Annotated in this window: 16 protein-coding genes; 9 read left to right on the top strand and 7 right to left on the bottom strand. The window is 65.4% G+C overall.

Annotation, left to right across the window (positions count from 1 at the left end; genetic code table 11):
- The first annotated feature begins 7 nt into the window (after positions 1-7).
- The gene (locus tag ACOOGG_RS06890) at positions 8-691 is read left to right on the top strand and encodes a TIGR00266 family protein (protein WP_420433635.1); all 684 of its coding nucleotides are present in this window, start codon (positions 8-10) and stop codon (positions 689-691) included.
- A gap of 6 nt (positions 692-697) precedes the next feature.
- Here ACOOGG_RS06890 and ACOOGG_RS06885 read toward each other — a convergent pair whose 3' ends face one another.
- The gene (locus tag ACOOGG_RS06885; protein ID WP_420433633.1) at positions 698-1,678 is read right to left on the bottom strand and encodes a ferrochelatase; all 981 of its coding nucleotides are present in this window, start codon (positions 1,676-1,678) and stop codon (positions 698-700) included.
- Between the two features lie 83 nt (positions 1,679-1,761).
- On the opposite strand from ACOOGG_RS06885, the gene ACOOGG_RS06880 reads away from it, so the two are divergent.
- Genes ACOOGG_RS06880 through ACOOGG_RS06870 form a run of 3 tightly spaced genes read left to right on the top strand, consistent with a single transcriptional unit; the run spans position 1,762 to position 6,468 of the window.
- The gene (locus ACOOGG_RS06880; protein WP_420433631.1) at positions 1,762-2,676 is read left to right on the top strand and encodes a transglycosylase family protein; all 915 of its coding nucleotides are present in this window, start codon (positions 1,762-1,764) and stop codon (positions 2,674-2,676) included.
- Positions 2,677-2,688: 12 nt separating this feature from the next.
- Positions 2,689-4,611, top strand: coding sequence for a hypothetical protein (locus tag ACOOGG_RS06875; protein ID WP_420433629.1), 1,923 nt, complete (start codon positions 2,689-2,691; stop codon positions 4,609-4,611).
- Positions 4,612-4,623: 12 nt separating this feature from the next.
- A complete protein-coding gene (locus tag ACOOGG_RS06870) occupies positions 4,624-6,468 on the top strand; it encodes a flippase activity-associated protein Agl23 (RefSeq protein ID WP_420433627.1) in 1,845 nt (614 codons plus the stop codon).
- Between the two features lie 14 nt (positions 6,469-6,482).
- On the opposite strand, the gene ACOOGG_RS06865 is transcribed toward ACOOGG_RS06870, so the two are convergent.
- From ACOOGG_RS06865 to ACOOGG_RS06855, 3 genes are read right to left on the bottom strand one after another with little or no spacing between them, the layout of a single operon-like run.
- Entirely contained in the window at positions 6,483-6,806 is a 324-nt protein-coding gene (locus tag ACOOGG_RS06865; protein ID WP_420435180.1) for a glutaredoxin domain-containing protein, read from the bottom strand.
- A gap of 14 nt (positions 6,807-6,820) precedes the next feature.
- Positions 6,821-7,618 carry a maleylpyruvate isomerase family mycothiol-dependent enzyme gene (locus tag ACOOGG_RS06860; RefSeq protein WP_420433625.1) on the bottom strand — a complete coding sequence of 266 codons (798 nt, stop codon included), beginning with the start codon at positions 7,616-7,618 and terminating at the stop codon, positions 6,821-6,823.
- A 27-nt stretch (positions 7,619-7,645) separates the two neighbouring features.
- Positions 7,646-8,362, bottom strand: coding sequence for a crotonase/enoyl-CoA hydratase family protein (locus ACOOGG_RS06855; RefSeq protein WP_420433623.1), 717 nt, complete (start codon positions 8,360-8,362; stop codon positions 7,646-7,648).
- Between the two features lie 44 nt (positions 8,363-8,406).
- Here ACOOGG_RS06855 and ACOOGG_RS06850 point away from each other — a divergent pair, with 44 nt between their 5' ends.
- From ACOOGG_RS06850 to ACOOGG_RS06830, 5 genes are all read left to right on the top strand, one after another.
- The gene (locus ACOOGG_RS06850) at positions 8,407-9,348 is read left to right on the top strand and encodes an ATP-binding cassette domain-containing protein (protein WP_420433621.1); all 942 of its coding nucleotides are present in this window, start codon (positions 8,407-8,409) and stop codon (positions 9,346-9,348) included.
- Entirely contained in the window at positions 9,345-10,163 is an 819-nt protein-coding gene (locus ACOOGG_RS06845; RefSeq protein WP_420433619.1) for an ABC transporter permease, read from the top strand. The genes ACOOGG_RS06850 and ACOOGG_RS06845 overlap by 4 nt, the downstream gene beginning before the upstream one ends.
- Before the next feature lie 65 nt (positions 10,164-10,228).
- Positions 10,229-10,852: a NifU family protein gene (locus ACOOGG_RS06840; RefSeq protein ID WP_420433617.1), complete on the top strand. Its 624-nt coding sequence runs from the start codon at positions 10,229-10,231 to the stop codon at positions 10,850-10,852.
- 68 nt (positions 10,853-10,920) lie between these two features.
- A complete protein-coding gene (locus ACOOGG_RS06835; RefSeq protein ID WP_420433615.1) occupies positions 10,921-12,618 on the top strand; it encodes an N-acyl-D-amino-acid deacylase family protein in 1,698 nt (565 codons plus the stop codon).
- 29 nt (positions 12,619-12,647) lie between these two features.
- On the top strand, positions 12,648-15,386 hold the full coding sequence (locus ACOOGG_RS06830; RefSeq protein WP_420433613.1) for an ATP-dependent DNA helicase UvrD2: 2,739 nt from the start codon (positions 12,648-12,650) through the stop codon (positions 15,384-15,386).
- Here the strand turns inward: ACOOGG_RS06830 and dxs are convergent.
- From dxs to ACOOGG_RS06815, 3 genes are read right to left on the bottom strand one after another with little or no spacing between them, the layout of a single operon-like run.
- Positions 15,383-17,236, bottom strand: a complete 1,854-nt coding sequence (gene dxs, locus ACOOGG_RS06825) for a 1-deoxy-D-xylulose-5-phosphate synthase (protein ID WP_420433611.1) — start codon at positions 17,234-17,236, stop codon at positions 15,383-15,385. The genes ACOOGG_RS06830 and dxs overlap by 4 nt on opposite strands.
- Positions 17,237-17,264: 28 nt before the next feature.
- Positions 17,265-18,047 (bottom strand): phosphatase PAP2 family protein, encoded by a 783-nt coding sequence (locus ACOOGG_RS06820; RefSeq protein ID WP_420433609.1) that lies wholly within the window; start codon positions 18,045-18,047, stop codon positions 17,265-17,267.
- A gap of 21 nt (positions 18,048-18,068) precedes the next feature.
- Positions 18,069-19,064: a lysylphosphatidylglycerol synthase transmembrane domain-containing protein gene (locus ACOOGG_RS06815; protein WP_420433607.1), complete on the bottom strand. Its 996-nt coding sequence runs from the start codon at positions 19,062-19,064 to the stop codon at positions 18,069-18,071.
- Between the last annotated feature and the right edge of the window lie 15 nt (positions 19,065-19,079).

Genomic DNA, 19,079 nt, shown 5'->3' with positions numbered 1-19,079 from the left:
GCCGGTCATGCAGGTAGAAATTCGTCATGCCCCCAGCTTCGCGGTCGCCCGGTGCAACCTGGGCGGGGGCGAACAGGTCAAAGTGGAAGCCGGGGCCATGTCGGCCCATTCCACCGGGATGTCGCTGGAGGCCAAGGTGGAGGGCGGGATGCTCAAGGGGCTCAAGCGGAGCGTGTTGGGCGGCGAGTCGCTGTTCGTGTCCACCTACACCGCTCCAGCGGAAGGCGGCTGGGTGGATGTGGCCGCCAAGCTGCCCGGCGACCTTCGGGTGATCGAGTTGGACGGCTCGCAGTCTTGGATCATCGAGCGGGGCAATTGGCTGGCCTCAGACGCCTCGGTGGTTATGGACACCAAGTGGGGCGGCTTCAAGTCGCTGGTCGGCGGCGAGGGCGGTTTCATGGCCCACGCTGAGGGCACCGGCAACGTGGTGGTGGCCTCCTACGGTGCCATCGACGTGATCTCGCTGGCCGCGGGCGAGACGGTGGTGGTGGACACCAGCCACATGCTGGCCTTCCCCGACACCGTCAGCTACGAGTTGCGCCGGGCAGTAGAAGGCCGCTCGATTCAGTCGATGAAGTCGGGCGAGGGCTTTGTGTTCCACTTCGCCGGCCCGGGCGACATCTTGACCCAGACCCGCAACCAGGCGCAGCTCATCGCCTGGATCAACACCGAGATCGGCTCTCGCGAATAATTCGGACTAGCGCAGGCAGCAGTCTGGCGGGCAGAAGGCTGGTGGGGGAGCCAGCACCAGGTCGGCGATCATCTTGACGAACGCCGGGTGGGTGCCTGCGGTGGGCACTCGGGTGAACCGCAGTCCCAGCATGTCGGACCGCTGGCGGGCCTCGGTGTCGAGGTCGTAGATCACCTCCATGTGGTCGGCTACGAAACCGATCGGCGCCACGATCACCGCGTCGGCTCCGTTGTCGGCCAGCCTGTCCAACTCCTCGCTGATGTCAGGCTCGAGCCAGGGAACCTGGGGCGGGCCACTGCGGCTCTGATAGGCCAGCGACCACTGGCTCACTCCGGTTCGGGCCGCTACCCGGCCGCAGGCCTCATTGAGTTGGGCCACATAGGGGGCGGTGGCGGCCATGGTGTCGGGAATGCTGTGGGCGGTGAACACCACCGGGGCGGTCGGCTCGGTCTGGCGGGCCGCGGCCAGATGGTCGGCCATGGCCGACAAGAAGCCCTCCTGGTCCCAGAACGGCGGCAGCTTGCGGATTGTTGGAGAGTCGGGGCCGGCCGCAATCCGGGCCTGCTCGATGTCTTCGGAGTATTGGCGGCAGCCCGAGTAGGAGCCGAAGGCCGAGGTGACGAAGCCGACCGCCCGGGAGACGCCGTCGTCGCTCATCTGGGCCACCGTGTCGGCCAGCATGGGCGACCAGTTCCGGTTGCCCCAGTACACAGGGAGATCTACCCCCCGTTCAGCGAGCTCTTCGACCAGGGCGGCGATGAGGTCGCGGTTGCACTGATTGATGGGGCTAACGCCGCCGAACAAGTGGTAGTGCTCGGCCACCTCAGCCAATCGGTCGTCGCTGATGCCCCGACCCCGGGTCACGTTGCGCAAGAACGGCATCACGTCGTCGGGTCCCTCCGGCCCGCCGAACGACACGAGCAGTATCGCGTCGAACTCGACGGCCGATCCGAGCTGTGCAGGATCGTTTGAAGGTGCAGTGGGCATGGTCAGTAGGCTTCTGGGGGCGAGTAGGGGGCTTTGCCGCCCAAAGCGATAGTGCGGTAAACCCGTTTCGAGGGTAGCCGAACTTGGGAGAGAGTTTGCGGGCTCAAGAACGCAGTCGCCTGACGGTTCTGCTTGTGGTGATGGTCGCCACCTTGGCGGCCGCCGCCGGTGCCGCTGTTGGACAATCCGACAGCGGTGACGAGGCCGCGCAGCCCGTCGAGGTTGAGTCGTCGATACCGGCGTGGCGCGATCTGGACCGGGCCCAAACGGACTTGGAGTTGGCCCTGGGAGTCCGCGATTCCGTTCAGGTGGCCATGAACCGCACCGTGGACGAACTCCACCTCGAACTGGCCCGGCTAGACCAACTCCTCGACACCGATACCGGCAAGCAGCTGCTCATGGACGAGGCCGAGCGACTGGTCGTGCAGGAGTACATATCGGGGGGCGACGTCGAAGACGTGGTCTTGATTCTGGGGGTGTCGGAGGCCACTGACGCCCTCTGGCGGAAGGCGCTGCTGTCGGAGGTTTCCGAGCTCGTTGACCAGGCCTTGAACGCGGTGGACGATGTGCCTGGGGAGCGGGAGCGAACCGAGGCCCGCATTGGGCGGCTCAACGACGCTATCCCCTATCTGAGCAGCCGCCTGTTCGATGCGGAGCAGTCGGTCGAAGCGGCCGAGTGGGTGGTGTACATCGCGGAGATCAACGATATGGCCGACCGCGAGCGGGTCCAGAACGGGTTTATCGAGCCCACAGAACGGCACTGGTACAACCTCCGTTTTTGCGAGTCCACCAACAACTACACCGCCGAGAGCGCCAACGGCCTGTTCTACGGCGCTTACCAGTTTGAGCCTCGGACGTGGAGGACTGTGGGCGGTGTCGGCAATCCGGCTCACGCCCCGCCCGAAGAACAAGATGCCCGAGCTCGCCTTCTCTATGCCCGAAGGGGCGACCAGCCTTGGCCCCGGGACTACTGCGGCCGGTGGCTCCCTGCGAACTAGCTTCGTGAGCCAATGAAGCTGTGGGTGGCGTTGCTTCTGGCCGACTGCGTGCTCATCGGCATTGGGCTCACCTACCTGACGGGTTTGAAGCTCCGTATCGAGGAGCGGGTGGCATACGGGGCGGTGGTCGGGTTCATGGCCATCACCCTGGTGGGCTATGCCGCTGGCTGGGCTGCCGGCAGGTTGAGCGGACCAGTGGTATTGGCAGCCGCCTTGGTGGCCACCGCGATTTCGGCAACCGGTTGGCGGTCGGGTGTTCAGCAGATCGGCGCCGAGTGCCACGATTTCCGACGCCGGCTGATGCGGCCCATCTCCCGTCCGGAGAACCCGGCGCCACTGTTGCTTCTGACTGCCCCGGCCTGGGCGATCACCGCCTGGATCTTGAACCAGGCCTACCTGCCCGACGGCTCAGGGGGCGTGCTGGCCGGGCACCTCTCGTCATGGACCGACTGGCAGGCCCATCTGACCTATGCCTCGTCGTTCGCCCACGCCGAAAACTTCCCACCCGAGCTGCCCACTGCATTGGGCGTTGATCGGCTGCCCTATCACTTCGGCATCGACTTCTTCGCCGCCATGCTCGACCGGGCCGGGTTGAGCGCCTTCGGCGGGTTGGAGGTGTCGTCGGGCTATCTGGCGTTCGCGTTTGTGCCCGTGCTTTATCTGACGGGGGTGAGGCTGTTCTCCAGCCGAGCGGTGGGGGTGACCGCCGTGCTGGTGTTCACCCTGTTCGGCGGGCTGGGATGGCTCCGCTTCTTCCACGATCGGGCTGAGGGCGGCTGGAGCGTCATCTGGGACCTGCCCACCGACTACACCCGCCACCACGTGGGCAACATATTGATGGAGAACGCGGTCACCGGGAATCTATTCCCCCAGCGGCCGACCCTGGCCGGATTCTCCCTGCTGCTGGTGGTTGTTGTGCTACTGCGGGAGGCCCACAAGTCGGGATCCCGCCGGCTGTTTGCCGCCGCCGGGGTGATCGTGGGGTTGATGCCGATATTCCACGTGTACTCCTTCGGGATGGCGTTGGGATTGGGGTTGATCTGGGCGGTGCTGGACCGCCGCTGGCAATGGACTCTGTTCGCGATACCGGCACTGGTGTTCTCGCTGCCCGCGGCCTTGTGGATCGAGCCGCTGAACACCGAGATCGTGTGGGAGACCTGGGTGAACGGTCCCTGGATGCAGCCCCCCGGTTACTCGATCGAGCAAGACAACCCGCTCACGTTCTGGTGGCGCAACGCCGGTGTGTTCTTGGTGTTGATGCTGGCGGCGCAGGTGTGGAAGGGCACGCTGCCCCGAGTACTTCAGTGGGGTTCCATTCCGGTGTGGCTGTGGCTCATTGTTCCCAACTTCGTGCGGGTGGCGCCATCCCACCCCTGGAACAACACCCATTGGTTCGTCCCTGCGATCCTGCTGGGGTCGCTATTGGCAGCCGCGGTGCTGGTGAGAATGGCCTCCATCGGATGGCTGGGGCTGGTGGGGGCGGTGCTGCTGTTCTTTGCCCTCACCTTCGCCGGGGCGCTCGACGTCTGGAAGGCAGTCGACCCCGAGGTGAATGTGTGGCCCCATCCGATTGCGTCGGGCGACGGGGTGGCCGCCGGTGAGTGGGCCCGAGATGAGACGCCGCCCGACAGTGTGTTTCTGATCGGCTTCGAGCACACCCATCCCGTTCCGGCCCTCAGCGGTCGACAGACGGTGGTGGGTTTCGCCGGCTGGATCAACGACCTCGGTGTAACCGACTGGCCGATGCGCCATCAGCAGGCGCGTACCATGCTGGGCGGATTCGAGGGTACCGAGGAACTGTTGAATGGTTATGGAGTGGACTACGTGGTGGTCGGACCTATCGAGCGGCGGGTCGGGGTGAGCGAGGAGTTTTGGGCCTCCCGGGGAGCGCTGGCGTTTGCCCAGGGCGAGTATGCGATTTATGAGGTGCGCTAAGCAGTGCGAGCAATGAAACGCGAGGGAAAGGTGGCATTGGACAGCCGGAGCCCAGCGGAGTTCTGGCGCCGCCGCCCTGAGACGGCGCTGGCCATCGCCGTGGCGGCAGTGGCGGTGGCCGGGCTGGTGCTGCGGCTCGTCGAGCTGGCCGACCGTCCGCTGCATCACGACGAGAGCATCGATGCCTGGTACTCGTGGAAGTTCTTGGAGGGCACCTACGAGGGCTACGACCCGGTGTACCACGGGCCACTGCGCTTCTATCTGACCGCGGCGTTCTTCTGGGTGTTCGGGGAGTCGCACACCACCGCTCGCATGGTGGCTGTCCTCGCCGGGGTGGGGATGATCGTGCTTCCGTGGTTCCTGCGCCGGTCCCTCGGCCGAACGGTGACGCTCACCGCTTCTGCGGTGCTGGCGTTCAGCCCCATTGCCCTCTACATGACTCGCTTGGGCCGGGAAGACTCGCTCACTGCGTTCATCACGCTGGCCATGATGGTGGTGATCGTCAGATTTCTGGACCGCCCCCGGCTGCTGCTGGCTGTGCTTATCGGGTTCTTGCTAGCCGCGGGCTTCGCGGTCAAAGAGACCACGTTCATTGTTGTGTTCATCTTCGGCGGCTTCTTGTTGGCCCTTTTGGGCGAACAGGCAGTCTCAGCAAACAGCGAGGGGAGTGCCGAGAGCCCGCGCAACGGGCTCGCCGGGTGGTCTTGGATGTTGCCCACCGGGCTGGTCCCCATGGGCATCGCCTTCGGAGTGAGCGCCTACTACGAGGCGGAGGTCTTCCTCACCCTGGGCGTCTACGGGGTGATCATGGTGATGTTCATCCTCATGAAGTCCAGCCCCCAGTCGATATGGGAGCTGCCGGTGGTGCGAGCCGCTCGGGGCGTGCCCGGATGGGGGTGGGCGCTGGCCGCCGCGGTGTTCCTGGTCTTTTTCGCCCTGTGGTTCACCGTCTTCTTCACCAAATCAGAGGGCTTCATCGATGGTCTCACCGAGGGGATCACCTACTGGCGGGGCGAACAGGACACCAACCGGGGCAGCGAGCCGTGGCACTACTACCTGTACACCATCCCGCTTTATGAGTATCTGGTGTGCATCTTGGCGGTGATCGGGGCGGTTCACGTGTTCCGCAACCCCACTTTTGTAGGCAAGTTCATGGTTTGGACTGCGGTGGCCAGCTGGTTCTCGTACTCCTGGGCCAGCGAGCGGTTCCCCTGGCTGGCATTGCACATTCTGGTGCCGATGGCCTTTTTGGCTGGCTATGGCGTCCAGGTGCTGTGGCGGAGGAGGAGAAAGGCGTGGATGCTTCCGGTTTGGGTGATTCTGGCCGGGCTGTTGGCCAGCACGCTGTTCATCTCCTGGAGATCCAACTATGTGAACCAGCGCGACCCTCGAGAGCTCTTGACCCAGGTTCACACCACCGATGACTACCTCGACACCGTTCACCGCATCGAGGCGCTCAATACCTACAGCAAGTCCGTCGGCGAGGGGCCGGTGACGGTGGCGGTGGACACCGCCATCTCGGTGCCCAACTTGTGGTACTTCCGCAACTACGAGGCCCTCGTGTGGTCGGACAGCGCCTCGGCGCAGCACGCCTCCGCCGACTTCGTGCTCAGCCTTCCCGAGAGTGGCATCGCCGGGGTTGCTCCCGATCTGGCTGAACACCAGGTAACCCGCATGCCGTTGCGGGACTGGTGGGCACCCCAATTCGAGTCGTATCACGACGGCTGGTTCTCTGGTTGGGGCAACTGGCTGGCTGACCGGGAGGTGTGGAACGAAGGCACGCTGGGCAGCACCGACTTCGACCTCTCAGTGAGCCCTCGGGCCCTTTATCTAGAGGCTCGAATGGGCGGGGGCTAGCTGCTCTCTAGCGGTCACTGACCGCCCATGAGTCGGTTGAGCATGCGGCCCACCGGGCCGGGCTTGGAGGGCTCGTATCCCTCGGGCACCAGTTGGGGGGCGCAGTCGGCGAGCGCGGCCATCACCTGGGCCGGGGTGGGGTTCACCATCGAGGTGTCGCCCACCATCACGGTGGGCACCGTCTCGTTGCCGTTGGCAACCGAGCGGACGAAGGCGGCCGCTGCTGGGTCCTCCCAGATGTTGTGCATTTCCATGGGCACGTCGAGCTTGTCCAGTTCCCGGTGCAAGTGGGCGCAGAACCCACATCCCGGCCGCCAAAAAAACGTAACGGCCTCCACCGGGGCCTCGGCGTTCACGAAACGTAGGGCAGGGCCAAGATCACCCGTTCGCCCAGATCAATGTCGCCGGCGACGGTCACCAGTCCGCCTGCCAGTGCACCGGAGGGATCGGTTCGGCCGCAGCACAGAGCGTTGTACGTGTCCACGTCGGCGTGCACGGTTGCGGTGGGGTTGTCGGGTGGAGCCGAGGGCTTGGCCCGGCCGTCGGCCACGGCAACGGCCCGGGGGCCGTCGGCGTCGCCGACGATGTCGAACACCACGGTGCTGCCGTCGGGGGCTCCGGCCTTCTTCCCCACCACATAGCCCATGTTGCGGGTGTGCCAGTCGAGGCAGTGCTGCACCACCGGGCCGCTCAGGTGGCCAGGAATGCCCAGCGCTCGGCGCATGTCCTGCTCGTGGGCCCAGCAGTCAAACACTCGGATATGCATGAAGGTTCGGTAAGGGGCATCGCCGATGGGGGTGAAGCCCACCTCATCCCATTTCTCCTCGGGCAAACCGCGCAGCATTTCCAGCCGCCGGGCGCATATGTCGTTCATCTCGGCCAGCACCTCTGCGCCAGGGCGGGACCGGCGGGGCGCGATCTGCCCCTCGTTGAAGGCGGCAATGCCCTCGAGTCCGCCCTCGGTGGCGGGAGGCTCGGGATTCTCCCCGGCCAGCATCAGCTCGAGGCCGGTGATGTGGCTCACCTGGTCCCGCACCGACCATCCGGGGCATTCCGTGGGAGTGTCCCACTGCTCGTTGCTCAAGTCGGCGCCGAGGTGGGCGATCGATACCCAGACCGACTCCAACAGATCAACAACCGGGTCGCTCATTCTTGCCGTCCTCCTGTATTCGACCGATCAAGTCAACCCAACGGTGAATGACCGGGTGTCGTGGTCGAGCATCTCCCGCACCGACTCGGCCACCGGTCCCCGGATCACGCGCCGGGTGCCAGCAAAGGCCTTCAATGCGAGTCCCTCGGCCAGCCCAGCCGCTTCGGAAATCGCGGCCTCTTCGAGCTCCTCGGTCGGAACCACCCAGTCCAGATAGCCGACTTCGGCTGCTTCGGACGGGGAATAGAGCCGGGCCAGCAGCACCGAGGAGTGGACATGGCGGGGCGATAGGCGATCGCGGGCCAGCGTGACCACCGACGCCGGCAGCACCATGCCGATGGCGGTCTCGTTGAGGCCGATCTTGGTGGGCTCGTCAGCGCCGATGCGCACATCGCAGCACATCAGCCAGATGGCTCCGGCGGCAAAGGCATGGCCGGTGCAGGCGGCCACCACTGGCAAGGGGAACTCGTAGAGCCGCACGAATAGGTCCATGCCGGCCCGGAACAGGCCGCTGGCCGCCTCAGGGCCGGATTGCATCACCTTCAAGTCGAAACCGGCGGTGAACTTGCCGGGACGACCCGCCATCACCACCGCTTTGGCCTCTTGCTCGGCTCGGTCCAGGCAGTCGTGCAGGGCGGCGATCACTTCGTGGGTCAAGACGTTGACTTTGCCGTCATCGAGGCGGACGGTGGCCACGTCGCCGGTCAGTCCATAGCTGACTGAGGGGCACGATGTCTCGGACATGGGCGATGAGGATATCGCGGTGCTCATCGGTAGCATCATTAGTCGTGTCAGCTGCTATTTCCGCTCGTGGTTTGCGCCGCACCTATGGCGAAGTGGTGGCGGTTGACTCGCTCGATCTAGAGGTCGCCGCCGGAGAGGTCTACGGATTCCTGGGGCCAAACGGCGCGGGCAAGTCCACGGTGGTGCGGATGCTGTGCACCCTTGCTTCGCTGACCGCGGGGTCAGCCTCGGTGGCGGGCTACGACGTTGGCATCCAGGGCGACCTGGTGCGCCTCAGCATCGGAGTGGCTCTTCAAGATGCCGCCCTCGACGGTAAGCTCACCGGGCGGGAGACGCTTATGCTGCAAGGCCGCTACTACGGCTTGGAGCGGCCAAACATCGAGACCCGCATTGAGGAGCTGGCCCCCCTGCTGGAGATGGATGCCATCGACAGGCGGGTGTCCACCTACTCGGGGGGAATGAAGCGCCGATTGGATTTGGCTGCGGCGCTGATGCACAACCCCGAGGTTTTGTTTCTAGACGAGCCCACCACCGGTCTCGACCCCATCAGCCGGGCAGTGGTGTGGGAGCAGGTCCGGCGTTTGAACCGAGACCTGGGCATGACCATCTTTCTAACCACCCAGTACCTGGAGGAGGCCGACGCGCTGACCCATCGAGTGGGCATCTTGGACCATGGCCGACTGGTGGCCGAGGGCACGCCCGATGAGCTGAAGCGAACGGTGGGCTCCGACGTGGTGGTGGCCAGAGTGGCCGGCGATCCTGAGGCGGCCGCCCAGGCCATCGGTGGTGTGCCGGGCATCAGCCACGTCGAGGTATACGGCAACGAGGTGAGTGCGGCCACCGGCGACGGGGCTTCGGTTGTAAGCCCGGTGGCGGTGGCGTTGTCGGCCGCCGGGGTGGAAGTAAGCGATCTATCGATCCACCCCACCACGCTCGACGACGTGTTCTTGGAGCTCACCGGGGCCCGGATCGAGGTGGAGGAATGAGCGAGGTCGCCCCCGCTGCCCTGTCGCCCGTCGAGGTGATGAGGGCTCGGCCGTCGGGGTTCTTCAGCGACATGGCCTCGGTGTCCAGCCGGGCGCTGCGACTGCTGCCCCGTGATCTGGAGGCGATCGTCCCCGCCATGCTGATCCCGTTGTTCTTCCTGTTGGTCACCATCGGGGCCATCCAGAACTTGGCCGGTGATGTGGTCTCCGACATCGATTACAAGGCCTTCCAGCTGCCGGTAGCCATCATGACTTCGGTGACCGGGATGTCCCGGGCCAATGCGCTGGTGATCGACATCTCCGATGGCTACTTCGACCGACTGCTGCTGACCCCGGTGAACCGCTACGCCCTGCTGTTGGGGTTGATGGTGGCCGACTTCACCTTGTTCGTGGTCATGGCGGTGCCGGTGATCGCTCTGGGCTTCGCCATTGGGGTGAGTTTCGGGGCTACCGGGGTGCTGGGCCTTTTGGTGTTCGTGCTGTTCGGGGCGCTCTGGGGCCTGGCCTTCACCGGCTTTCCCTACGCCATCGCGCTGCGCACCGGGAATCCGGGGGCGGTCAACTCCAGCTTCTTGCTCTTCTTCCCGTTCATGTTTTTGACCACCGCCTGGGTGAGCCGGGAGGTTATGACCGACTGGTTGGCTGCCATAACCTGGTTCAACCCCATGACCTATGCCCTGGAGGGAATGCGCTCGCTGTTCTCGGGCTGGGACGGCTGGGCGCTGGGGCGGGCGCTGCTGGCCATCGCCGTGGTGGGACTTTTGGCCCAAACACTGGCCTTCCGGTCGTTGCGGGGCCGCATCCGCCGCGGCTGACTCCGGTCCGAAATGAGGCTTCTGGGCGATGGTGGCCGGGGTCGGGCTCGGGTAGGCTGGTGGCCGTGAGCGAAACCGTGGAAGCCCAACTGTTCGATGTCACCGAGGCGGCCATTGCCAAGGTGCTCGAAATCCGGTCCAACGAGGACGACCCCGAAGCCCTTGGCCTGCGCATCGAGATCACCGGGGTCGGCGGCGCCGACTACACCTATGATCTGGCGTTCGAAGAGGTAGCCAATTGCACGGAAGGTCACCGCCACTTCACCTCGGAGGGCCTTACCGTGATGATCCCCGAGGAGTCGGTGGAGAACCTCACCGGCGGCACCCTGGATCTGCCCAATAACCCCATGCAGGGCGGACTGGTAATCCGCAACCCCAACAAACCCGATCTCTTGGAGGGTGCCGACCTAGAGCTCAGCGGCACAATCCCCGAGAAGCTCCAGCAGCTCCTCGACCAACACATCAATCCCTCTCTAGCGTCCCATGGTGGTTTCGCCAACCTATTGGGAGTTGAGGGGCACGCCGCCTACATCACCATGGGCGGCGGCTGCCAGGGATGCGCCATGAGCGCGGCCACCCTGCGGGAAGGCATCACGGTAATGATCACCGAGGCCATCCCCGAGATCACCGAAGTGGTGGACGCCACCGACCACGAGGCGGGCGACAACCCGTATTTCGCCCGGGCCTGAGTCCCGGACTGCATTCGGGGAGGATTCACGGCATGGGCGTTGTCACTGCGCCCTGACAGAATGGCCCCATGTTTGATCTGCTGATTCGCGGGGGCACGGTTGTCGATGGGTCCGGGGGTGCGCCGATTGTGGCCGATGTGGCGGTTTCGGGCGGGCGGGTGGCTGCCATGGAGAGCCGGATCGATGCCGATGCCGCCGAGGTGATCGATGCCGCGGGGCGCTTTGTGACCCCCGGGTTTGTGGATGTTCACACCCACTATGACGGCCAGGCCACCTGGGATCCGATCATGGCCCCTTCGGCTTGGCACGGCGTGACCACCGTGGTGATGGGCAACTGCGGGGTGGGGTTCGCCCCAGCCGATCCCAGCCGCCATGACTGGCTGATCGAGTTGATGGAGGGCGTGGAGGACATCCCGGGCGCAGCCCTCCATGAAGGGATCACCTGGCGGTGGGAGACCTTTCCCGAGTACCTCGACGAGTTGGAGCGGCTGGGCCGCACCATCGACGTGGCTGCCCAGGTGCCCCACGGTGCGGTGCGGGCGTATGTGATGGGCGACCGAGGGGCCACAACCGAGTCGGCCTCCGCGTCCGAGCTGGCCGAGATGGCCCGCATCGTGGGCGAGGGGACGCAGGCCGGCGCGGTGGCTTTCTCCACCAATCGGCTGCCGATGCACACCTCGCTGTCGGGGGTGCCGGTTCCGGGGACGTTCGCCGACCACGAGGAGCTGGCCGCCATCATGGGCGCTCTCGATGGCCAGTCGCTGGTGGAAGTGGTACCAGCCGGCTCTATGGGCGAGGATCCCGATGCCCCCATCCGCGAGGTGGAGCTCTACCGGCGCCTCAGCCTGGAGACCGGCCGGGCCATCACCTTCACCATGGTCCAGGTCCACGTCAACCCCGGCCAGTGGCGCCAGCAGATGGACATCGTGGAGCGGGCCAACGCCGAAGGAGCCAAGCTGGTGCCCCAGGTTCAGGGACGCCCCGGCGGGCTGTTGGCCGGCTGGGACCAGTTCAATCCGTTCAAGAAGCGGCCCACATATCAGCCGCTAGACCATCTACCGCTGGAGGAGAGGCTAGTTGAGCTGCGCCGTCCCGAGGTGCGATCTGCCATCTTGTCCGAAGACCTCCCGGGTGATCCGGCCATGGGCATCCTGCGCCACTCCCTCCACGCCACGTTCCCCTTCGACGGTGGCCCAGTATTCGAGCCCGACCCGTCCGAGTCGCTGGCTGCCATGGCCGAAAACACCGGTGCCGATGTGATCGAGCTCATATACGACTTGATGTGCGAGCGGGGAATGCTCCAGGTGTTCTTCACCGGCTATCGCCACGGCGACCTGGAAGACCTGCGGGAGATGATGGTGCATCCCATGACCGTGGTCGGGCTGGCCGACGGCGGAGCCCATTGCAGCGTGATCTCCGACGCCAGCCTGCCCACCTATATGCTCCAGCACTGGGTGCGCGACCGGCAGCGGGGTCCGAAGCTGTCCATCGCCGAGGCAGTGAAGATGCTCACCTCTGAGCCGGCCGAGCTGTACGGCTTTGACGATCGGGGAGTGCTGGCGGTGGGCAAGAGGGCCGATGTAAACGTGATCGACCTAGACGGAATGCGCCTGCATCTGCCCGAAGTAGTGGGCGATCTGCCCACCGGCGCCTGCCGCCTCCTGCAATCCGCCGAGGGTTATGACGCCACCGTCTGCGCCGGCCAGGTCACCTTCCGGATCGGCCAACCCACCGGGGCCCGCCCCGGCACCCTCATCCGCGGTTAGCTACTTCTCCTCGAGCGACGAGCACCGAAGTGGCTGTGAGAGGCCCTACGTGCCTGGGCCGAAGCGTCTTGGTCGGTTTGGGCCAGGAGGCACCTGAGGAGTGGAAGGATTGCCAACGGCTGACGCTTCCCTCTGGTGAATTCGACCCCCAGGTTGGGCGGGAGCTGAGAAGGGCTTGGGTAGAGCGCGATCCGCTGGTATTCGAGCTGGACGGCGAGCTGCCTCCATCAGAACCGGTGATGCACGCCCAATGGTGGGACCTCAAGCCCGGCTTCACTATGCCGGCTGAGGTGCTACGCCATTTGCTGCTTGCGAACACCGTGGATTGTCGCGACCCCGAACAGCCGCGATTCGAGGCGAGCAGTCGGGCTGTGGCCTTGGGAGCGCGATTGGCGGCTGCCGGCGAGCCGGGAGATGTGACAACCGATGCCGGGCCAATGTGGTGCGACGGCGGCCCGTTTGCGGTGTTGGCGCCTGAGGAACTTGATGCAGAATGTGCCGGATTGATTCCGGCGGCGAACTTGGCGGTGGGCAGCCTGGCACCGCTGACTCCAGCGCCCCCCCAGGCTGATCTGGCCGATGACCAGCGAGCTGCCGTCGGCCACTTGGGCGGAGCGGCCTGCATTGTGGCCCCGGCCGGTTCGGGCAAGACCCGCGTGCTCACTGAGCGGGCTCGATACCTGGTGCGCGACCTCGGCGTCGACCCCCGAGCCGTGTGCCTGGTGGCGTTCAACGTGCGGGCTCGAGCGGAGATGCAGGAGCGCACTGCCGATCTGCCCGGCCTGGAAGTGCGCACCCTCAACAGCCTGGCTTTGGCCATCTGCAATGGCACCGGGCCGTTTACCCGTCCCCGCGACCACAGCCGAGTGGAGGTGGTGGACGAGCGGGGAGTGCGAGATCTGCTCGATGGCATGGTGCCCCGAAAGCGGCGGGCCATGACTGACCAGCTCGCCCCCTGGATCGAGGCGCTGGGCGCGTCCCGACTGGGTTTGCGGGATCCCGCTGAAGTGGAGCGCGATTACCACCCTGATGTGCCCGACTTCTCGATGATCGCCCCCCAATATGTGGACCTGCTCGACGAGCGCTGTCTGGTGGACTTCGACCAGCAGATCATCCGGGCTATCGACATCTTGCTGTGCGACCCTGCTGCTCGAGTTGCCGCCCGGCGGACCTGCGGGATCCTGCTGGTGGACGAATTCCAAGACCTAACACCAGCCCACCTGTTGCTGGTGCGGTTGCTGGCCGGGCCTCGGGCGGACGTGTTCGGGGTGGGCGACGACGACCAGACCATCTACGGGTATTCGGGTGCCTCCCCGGAATGGCTCATCCGCTTTGACAAGCACTTTCCCGGAGCGCAGCGCCACGAGCTCCACGTCAACTATCGCTGCCCTCCCGAGGTAGTGGAGGCGGCGTCGAACCTGCTCACCCACAACCGCCGCCGCATCGACAAACAGATCGCCGCGGATCCGAACCGCGCTGACCGGGTCGAATGCGACCGGAGTTCGGCGATCACCGTCGAAACGGCATCTGATGGGGCGCCTGTGCTGCGCCAAGCCATAGGTTTGCTTCTTGAAGCCGGTGCCCAGCCCCATGAAATAGCGGTGTTGACCAGGGTGAACAGCACTCTGCTGGTTCCCCAGGTCGTCCTCGGCGACATGGGAGTGCCGTCCAATCAGCCGGTGGGCCGCCTGTTCTTGCAGCGCACGGGGGTGGCTGCCGCGCTGGCCTGGCTCGACATCGCCACCGCTTCCGAGCGCGACCTGCCGGCCCGGGCGCTTTCGGACGCGGCCCGCCGTCCACCCCGGGGCATTTCCCCCCGAGTCATCGAGTGGATCGCCGAGCAGCAGAGCACCTCCCAGATCAAAGCCTTGGCGGGTCGGATCAAAGACGAGCGGTCTTCCAAGAAGGTTGATGAGTTTGCCGACGACATTGAGATGCTGCGGTCAAAATTCAAGAAGGCAAGCGGAGACGTCACCACCCGATCGCTGTTGGAGACGGTGCGAGACGAAATGGGTCTCGGCGGCAGCCTGGACACCCGGTTGGACGCATCCCGCCGCTCTGTCGACCGCTCGGCTCACGGCGATGACCTGCGGGCGCTCATCTCGGTGGCCCACCTGCATCCCGACCCGACCGATTTTCGGAGATGGCTGTTCGACCGGCTTTCGGACGGGTTCGAGGGGGAGCGCGGCGGCCGCGGCGTGCAATTGGCCACCGTCCACCGGGTGAAGGGCCGAGAGTGGCCCCACGTGATCGTCTATGAAGCGTCGAAGGGGTTGATACCCCACCGCCTGGCCGGCGACCTCGAAGAGGAGCGGCGGGTGTTTCATGTGGCCATCACCCGGTGTTCGGAATCGGTCACCCTCATCTGCGGCGACCCGCCCACCGACTTTCGGGGCGAGCTCGCCACTCGCTACCAGCCCCCTCCCGAACCGGAACAGGGCCCAACGATCGGTCTGCTTACACCACCAAGTGTGGTTGATTCAGCACATTCGTCTAGACCGGCCAAGCCGACTCAACACCCCAAGCCCCAGCCTCCGGCCGACCCTGTGGGAGTGGCCGCGTTCGAAGCACTGAAAGCATGGCGCTTGGAGCGAAGCCGCTCCGACAATGTGCCCGCCTACATCGTGTTCAGCAACGCCACCCTCATCGAGCTGGCCACCCAACGCCCCACCTCCGACGCCGGGCTGCGAGCCATCTCCGGAATCGGACCGGCGAAGCTGGACGCCTACGGCGAGGCGGTCAAGGAAGTCCTTGGCCAGTTCGCCTAAGCCTTTACGGACAGCGCTTCTCGGGCGGTGTTGGCGATGCCAGCGGGGTCGAGTCCGCAGTCGGCGAGGATCTTGTCGGGCACTCCCTGGGGGATGTACTCGTTGGGCACGCCCAGTACTCGGATGACCGGCGCCGGGCCGTCGCGCTCAGTGAGTAACAGCCGCTCGGCCACGGAGCTGCCCGCGCCACCCTCTCGCCAACCGTCCTCCATGGTCACCACCGCCCGATGTCCGGCCGCGTGGTTCAGCATGTCCTCGTCGAGGGGTTTGACGCAGCGGACGTCCCACACTGTGGTCGACACCCCGTCGGCCTCTAGGAGCTCAGCGGCTTCTTGGGCGTTGGCCAGCATCTTGCCCACCGCCAGCAGACACACCTCGGTGCCCTCTTTGACCTTGCGGCCCTTGAGTCCGTGACCCACCTCATCTTCGGGCACCGAAGGAGCAGCGGTCTTGGACCACCGCAAGGCCACCGGACCGGTGGTGATCTCCAAGGCGTCGTGCAACATCTGCTGGATCTCCTGATATGACGACGGCGCCAACACGGTCATACCGGGAATCTTGGTGAGCAGCACCATGTCGAGCACGCCGTGGTGCGACGGACCGTCGTCGCCGGTGATGCCCGCTCGGTCGAGGCAGAACACCACTGGCTGGCCGTGCAGCCCCACATCGAGGTTCACCTGGTCGATGGCCCGGGTGAGGAAAGTGGAGTAGATGGCCACCACGGGGCGGAGTCCGCCCATGGCCATACCGGCCGCCGCGGTCACCGCATGCTGCTCGGCGATGCCGACGTCGAAGCACCGTTCGGGGAACCGCTCGGCGAATGGCAACAGCCCGGTGGAGTCGGGCATGGCCGCGGTGATGGCCACCATCTCGGGTCGAGCCTCAGCCTCTTTGATCATCGCCTCGGTGAACGCCTCGGTGTAGCTCCCCGGCTTGGACATCGACATGTCATGCATGTTCTTGACCGTGTCGTTCTCGGCTGGCGCGTATCCCCGGCCCTTCTGAGTGAGCACATGCACCAGGCAGGGGCCCTCCAAGTGGGACACTCGGCTGAATACCCGCTCCAGCTTGCCCAGGTCGTGGCCGTCGAACGGGCCGAAGTAGTTGATGCCCAGCTCGTCGAAGAACGTGCGGGGTTCAACCATCTCCCGCACCGCAGCCTTGGTGGCCCCGAGGGCTCGACCGGCCAGATCGCCCACCCAGGGGATGTCCTTTAGCACTTTGCGAATCTGATTGTCAGTGCGCACATAGCGGGGGTCCATCCGAACTCGCAGCAGGCTTTCCGACAGCCGGGAGACGGTGGGGGCGTAGGAGCGCCCGTTGTCGTTTAGCACGATGGTCACGTCGCAGCCCGAATGTCCGATGTTGTTGAGACCCTCGAAGGCCACCCCCCCGGTGAGGGATCCGTCGCCCACCACCGCGACAACCCGTCGCTGTTCGCCACCGGACGCCCCCTGCGCCGTGGCCAGGCCGTGGGCATAGCTCAACACGGTGGAGGCGTGGCTGTTCTCGATCCAGTCGTGGGGGGATTCCTCTCGACTCGGATATCCCGACAGGCCCCCAGGCTTGCGGAGGGTTTTGAACTGATCGGTCCGCCCCGTCAGCATCTTGTGTACGTAGGCCTGATGGCCGGTGTCCCACAAGATGATGTCCCGGGGCGAGTCGAACACCAGATGAAGGGCCAGCGTCAGCTCCACCACGCCCAAGTTGGAGCCCAGGTGGCCTCCATGTGTATTGACCGTTTCGACGATGAACTCGCGGATCTCCTCGGCCAGCTCGGTCAATTCCTCGTCGCCCAATCGGCGCAGATCGGCTGGACGAGTGATCTTCTCAAGATGGTTGGTGTCCACGTCCCTCCAAAAGGTTGGGGACTCAAGGTTACTCGCGGTTTCTCCATCGGTGGTAGCCCCAAGCTGCCGCCCAGCCCACCCCCAGCGCGCCCAGCCCGCCCGCCGCATCGATCCAGAAATGGTTGGCGGTCACCACGATAGCGAACAGTGTGAGCCAGGGGTAGGCCGCGATTGCCCATTTGCCGGCCGGGTTCACCAAATGCTGGCGCAGCGCCAGATAGCACCACATGGCCCAGGCAAAGTGCAGACTGGGCATGGCGGCGTACTGGTTGGAGAGTGTTTCGGCCGCGCCTGAGGTGAACGACCACAAACCGCCTAGATCGGTCACCGTGTCGACATATCCAGTTTCGGGCAGGTCGCCGCCGTAGCGGCCGCCCACCGACAGCAGCCGGGGTGGCATCAGCGGGAACAGCGCGAACCCCACGAGGGCCGACCCGGTGGTCAGCAGCCCGGTGGTGCGCCAGAACGGGTAGTGCCGGGGGAAGCGCCAGTAGAGCCAGAGCAGGGTGAAGGCGGTGACCGCGAAATGAAAGAGCCCGTAGAACAGGTTCCAGAACTGGATGAATGCCACCCAGCCGATGAACAGGTCTTGGAGGTCGCGCTCGAAGTAAAGCCCGATGCTGCGTTCCCAGTCGATCACCAGCTCGGCGTTGGCCTGAGCCTTGGCCGGTTCCACCGCGGCGGAGCCGAATTGGTTGCGCACCCAGGAGTAGATGCCGTAGAACGCGCCTATTACGGCCAACTCCAGATACCAGCGGGGCCGCGTGCGGTTCTTGGATGAAGTGCCCAGCTTCAGGGAAGACAGTGCCATGGCTACGAGCGCCGAATGCGGTCAGCGACCACGCCGTGAGCGTGAGGCCCTCTGCCAATGGCGGCCGCCGAAGACCAGAGTCGGCAATCCCACCAAACTGCCGGCCACGGTGAGGAAGTACAGCAGCAGTCCCATGGCGATGGCCCGCTCGTCGATCACGCCCAAGTCGTGGAGGAACAGCACCAGGGCGCCCTCTCGCAGGCCAAGCCCTCCCAGGCCGATGGGCAGCACCTGGATGATGAGCACCGCGGGGATGAACGTCATCAGCTCGGTGGGCCCCAGGCCGTTGATCCCCACCACCTTGGCCGCGCATCCAGCGGCGGCCAGCATTATCGCCTGGTAGGCGAAGGCAGTGATGAGCACTCGACTGGTGTCGCGGGGCTTGGCCCGTAGCTCGTCGATGCCCATGTGCAGTCCGTTTACGAAGCGGACCCAGCCGTTGCGCCGGCTGACCCAGCGGCCGAACCGCTGATTTCCCACGAGTAGCAAGATCAAGCCGAGGGCCAGCAGCGTGAGCCCGGCGGTGATGGCGGCCGCCCGGGCGGGCGCGCCCAGTCCCCGCAGCTCTTCGTCGAGCGCCAAGCCCAAGAGCGTGAACACCGGCAGCACGATCCAGCCGCTGAGCCGCTCCAACAGCACCGAGGCGAAGCTGTGAGGGCCGTCGCCGGTGTCGTTGGAGAGACGGGATATCCGTAGCACGTCGCCGCCCACAGTGGTGGGGACGAAGTTGGAGATGAACATTCCCGCCATATAGTGCGAGAACATGCGCCTCGGCCTCACCTGAAGTCCGAGGGCGCTGGCTACCTCATACCACCGGGCGGTGGCCGCCATGTTGCCGATGACGGTGAGGGCAAGTGCGCCGAACAGCCAGAACGGAGTGGCCGAGTTGAAGTCGGGCCACAGCTTGTTGGCGTCGAATGATGGAAGCCACCAGATCAACAGGAAGAACAGGGCCACACTGATGCCCACCCGGAGCACGATGCTGAGCACCCGGCGGGTGGTGTGCTTCTCAGACAAGCCCGGGCTCGCTGA

Source organism: Candidatus Poriferisocius sp. (genome assembly GCF_965214065.1).
In the GTDB taxonomy this organism is placed as follows: Bacteria; Actinomycetota; Acidimicrobiia; order Acidimicrobiales; family Bin134; genus Poriferisocius.
The sequence above is the reverse complement of the archived record's forward strand: the minus strand, read 5'-3'. Positions and strand labels throughout refer to the sequence as shown.